Here is a 308-nt window from a genome sequence, read left to right on the forward strand (position 1 = left end):
ATTTACTTACATAAAATAAATTTTTCTTCAGAATATTGGGAATATGTTTTTAAAAATTTTTTATCAGAATATAAAAGAGGACGAACACCTACTCCGGATATTTTGTGTAATAAGGAAATAAAATTTAAAGTATTTTTTGAGTTTGCTTTGAAAGTACTTAAAGGAAATTTTATTGCTACAGGACATTATGTTCGTACTCAAATTGTAAATAATCAAATAAGATTATTAAGAGGTATCGATGGTAATAAAGATCAAAGTTATTTTTTATATACTTTAAATACTGAAAAAATAAAAAAAATTTTATTCCC

General features: G+C 22.1%; 1 pseudogene. It reads left to right on the top strand.

The window, feature by feature from the left end:
• Positions 1-308, top strand: a pseudogene (gene mnmA, locus LDP10_RS03380) (tRNA 2-thiouridine(34) synthase MnmA); the annotation flags it as partial.

Source organism: Buchnera aphidicola (Pemphigus obesinymphae) (assembly GCF_026122815.1).
In the GTDB taxonomy this organism is placed as follows: domain Bacteria; phylum Pseudomonadota; class Gammaproteobacteria; order Enterobacterales; family Enterobacteriaceae; genus Buchnera_C; species Buchnera_C aphidicola_BJ.